Consider the following 3,040-nt stretch of genomic DNA (forward strand, 5'->3'; position numbering starts at 1 on the left):
CCCGTGGAGCGCTACATGCGCGAGGCGAAGGTGATGCAGATCTTCGAGGGGACCAACCAGATCCAGCGGATGGTGATCGCCCGGCACCTCGGCACGGACAGCGGCGGCTCGATCACCCACGACAGCTAGTCCGCCGCCGAAAGCACCGCGAACTCAAGCCCGATTCAGCGCTCGACGAACCACCGCGCGAGGAGCGTCCCCTCGTGCTCGACGAGCGAGTGCAGGTGGAGCGGTACGTCGACCGGCGGGCCGTTGCTGATGCGGGGATGGAGCCCGCCGATCACGTGCGGCACTGTGGTGACGCACAGCTCGTCGGCCACGCCCTCGTCGAGCAGGTCCCGCAGCAGGTGCGGACCTCCCTCGGACAGGATCTGCCGGAACCCGCGCTGCACCAACGCCTCGCGCAGCGCCGCGAGGTCGACCCGGTGCGACCCGAACACGAGCACCTGCTCCTCACCCAGCAGCTTGCGGGCCTCGGCGATGCCGGGGGCGCCGGCACACGTCGCGAGCAGCACCCGCCCCGGCGGGGAGCTGCGCAGCGTCGGCGGCACCCTGCCACTGCGACTCACCGCCACGATCGGCAGCGGATTGGGCCGGTAGCCTTCCTCGCGCAGGGTGCCCGCTCCCACGACGATCACATCGGCCTGCGCTCGCAGCAGTCGGAAGACCTGCTGGTCGAACGGGTTGTTGATCGACCGGCTGGTCCCGTCGGCGCCCGTGGCGGCGCCGTCGACGGTCACGACCATGTTCACCCGCAGCCAGGGCTCGGCCGGTGCGGCGTACAGCTCCTCGAGCGGAACGTCGGGACCGACCAGCACGCGCATGCGCCGACCGTATCGGAGCCCTGCCTAGACTCCGTCGGGTGATCTCCCTCGGCGACCTCGCGGCCCTTCACCAGCAGTTCTCCGACGACCTGGCTCGGCCGATCACCCCGGTGGCCGTCGCCGACGACGTGGTGATCGAGGACGGCCTGCCGACCCTGATGGGGGTCGTGAACCTGTCGCGCGACTCGACCTACCGCGAGAGCATCGCCGGCTCCACCGAGGCGGCGCTGCACAAGGCGCGGGTGCTGACCGCGCAGGGCGCCCGGATCGTGGACTTCGGAGCCGAGGCGAGCGGCGACGACGCGGACCGGGTCGGACCCGAGGAGCAGCTCGAGAAGCTGCTGCCGGTGGTGGAGCGGCTCGCCGACGAGATCGTCGTCTCGGTCGAGACCTATCGCCCCGCCGTGGTCAGCGCGGTGCTGGATGCCGGCGCCCGGATGATCAACCTCACCGGGCGCGAGGACGAGGACGAGATGCTCGCGTCTGTCGGCGAGCACGACGCGACGGTGCTGATGTGCTTCGGGACCTCGGCGAACGTGCGTGAGCAGGACGAGCTCCCCGAGGAGGACGACCTGGTGCCGTTCCTGGTGGACCACTTCGCCGAGCGGATCGAGCACGCTCACTCGCTCGGGGTGCGGAAGATCGTGGTCGACCCGGGGATGGGATTCACGTTCCCCAACCTCGGCGGCGTCGAGCGCGCGAAGCTCCAGACCCGGACCATCACGCAGAACTTCCGGCTCCGCTCGCTCGGCGTACCCACGGCGAGCGTGCTGCCGCACAACCTCGACATCTTCGAGGACGAGTTCCGCAAGGCCGAGGGCTTCTTCACGGTGTTCGCGACGCTGGGCGGCGTCCACCTGCTGCGGGTGCACGAGGTGCCGCACATCCGCACCGTGCTGCGGGCGATCGAGACCCTCGCCGTCAGGTGAGCACCATGCCGCGCACGTCTGGCTGGTGCGCGGGCAGCCACGGGGGCCGCAGCCGGCACACCTCCACCCAGCCGACCGCCTCGTAGAGCCGCAGCGCGCCGGCGTGCACCGGCGCGACGTCCAGGCACGGACCGCGCCCGTGCGCGCGCAGCCACTCGACCGCCACGTCGTGCAACCGGCGGCCGAGACCCGCGCCACGCACGTCCGGGTCCACGAACAGGGTGCTCATCACTCCCAGCCGCTCGCCGGGCAGCCCGTGGCCCCACTCCCAGTGCGGCAGGAACAGCTCGTCGGTGGCCTCCTGCACGGCGACGTGCCCGACCGGGCGGCCGTCGGCCAGTGCCGTCCACGTGGCCAGCTCGCCCCGGCGTACGACGAACTGCTCGATCGGGAACGGCAGCGGCCAGCGCATCGGATAGCTGCTGGTCGGCTGCTGCGCCGCGAGCACCTCGACCAGAGCCGGTACGTCGGTGTCACGCCGCGGCCGGATCTCGAGCTGGTCGGGCACCATCAGATGTCGGTGATCCGGATCCCGGAGTGCGCCTTGTAGCGGCGGTTGATGCTGATCAGGTTGGCGGTCAGCGCCTCGATCTGGTGGCAGTTCCGCAACCGACCGCCGTACACGCCGCGCATGCCGGGGACGACCGATGCCAGCGCACAGATCAGGCCGATGGCCTCACGGTCCTCCCCGAGCACCAGGACGTCGGTGTCGATCGAGGTCACGTCGGGGTCGTCGAGCAGCACCGCGCTCACGTTGTGGAAGGCACCGACGACGGTGGAGTCCGGCAGCAGCGCCGCCGCCTGCTGGGCCGCGGAGCCCTCCTCGACCGGCAACGGGTAGGCACCCTGCTTGTCGAAGCCGAGCGGGTTGACGCAGTCGACGACGACCTTGCCGGCCAGCTGCCCCGCGAGGTCGCGCAGCAGCTCCGCGTGGCCGTCCCAGGGGACGGCGACGACAACCACGTCGCCCTGCCCGGCGGCGGTCGCATTGTCGGCACCCGACACCGTCCCGCCGGTGGCCTCCCCCAGCTCGGTCGCGGTCTCGGCCGCTCGCTCGGCGGACCTTGAGCCGATCACGACCGGGACCCCCGCCTGCGCGAACCGGCGCGCCAGCCCCCTCCCGTGCGGACCGGTACCTCCCAGCACGGCGACGATCCGATCGGTCGGGAAGCTGGCGGCCTCGGTCATGGCCGGTGAGCCTAGTGGTCCGGCGGCGGCCCACCATCGGCGGCGTGTGCCTGAGAGTGCGCCATGGCGCACTGTTGTGTCTCAGGACATCGCGGACAC

5 protein-coding genes are annotated in these 3,040 nt (G+C 71.5%); 2 read left to right on the forward strand and 3 right to left on the reverse strand.

Annotated features, from left to right (window positions below; translation table 11 throughout):
- On the forward strand, nt 1-129 hold a 129-nt coding region (locus VFZ39_RS16530; RefSeq protein ID WP_330866893.1), incomplete at its 5' end, for an acyl-CoA dehydrogenase family protein.
- Between the two features lie 35 nt (nt 130-164).
- Here the strand turns inward: VFZ39_RS16530 and VFZ39_RS16535 are convergent.
- Nucleotides 165-824: a dihydrofolate reductase family protein gene (locus VFZ39_RS16535; protein WP_330866889.1), complete on the reverse strand. Its 660-nt coding sequence runs from the start codon at nt 822-824 to the stop codon at nt 165-167.
- Nucleotides 825-862: 38 nt separating this feature from the next.
- Between VFZ39_RS16535 and VFZ39_RS16540 the strand changes: the two genes are divergently transcribed.
- Nucleotides 863-1,753 carry a dihydropteroate synthase gene (locus VFZ39_RS16540; RefSeq protein WP_330866890.1) on the forward strand — a complete coding sequence of 297 codons (891 nt, stop codon included), beginning with the start codon at nt 863-865 and terminating at the stop codon, nt 1,751-1,753.
- Here the strand turns inward: VFZ39_RS16540 and VFZ39_RS16545 are convergent.
- Both VFZ39_RS16545 and npdG read right to left on the reverse strand, forming a co-directional pair.
- Nucleotides 1,746-2,264 (reverse strand): GNAT family N-acetyltransferase, encoded by a 519-nt coding sequence (locus VFZ39_RS16545; RefSeq protein WP_330866891.1) that lies wholly within the window; start codon nt 2,262-2,264, stop codon nt 1,746-1,748. The genes VFZ39_RS16540 and VFZ39_RS16545 overlap by 8 nt on opposite strands.
- The gene (gene npdG, locus VFZ39_RS16550) at nt 2,264-2,941 is read right to left on the reverse strand and encodes an NADPH-dependent F420 reductase (RefSeq protein WP_330866892.1); all 678 of its coding nucleotides are present in this window, start codon (nt 2,939-2,941) and stop codon (nt 2,264-2,266) included. Before npdG ends, VFZ39_RS16545 begins: the two co-directional genes overlap by 1 nt.
- Between the last annotated feature and the right edge of the window lie 99 nt (nt 2,942-3,040).

The organism is Nocardioides sp. (genome assembly GCF_036374615.1).
Classification (GTDB): Bacteria; Actinomycetota; Actinomycetes; order Propionibacteriales; family Nocardioidaceae; genus Nocardioides.

What these genes read in the sequence shown, in the direction of transcription:
- VFZ39_RS16535 (WP_330866889.1), bottom strand. Translation starts at nt 824, where the DNA reads ATGCGCGTGCTGGTCGGTCCCGACGTTCCGCTCGAGGAGCTGTACGCC.
- VFZ39_RS16545 (WP_330866891.1), bottom strand. Translation starts at nt 2,264, where the DNA reads ATGGTGCCCGACCAGCTCGAGATCCGGCCGCGGCGTGACACCGACGTA.
- npdG (WP_330866892.1), bottom strand. Translation starts at nt 2,941, where the DNA reads ATGACCGAGGCCGCCAGCTTCCCGACCGATCGGATCGTCGCCGTGCTG.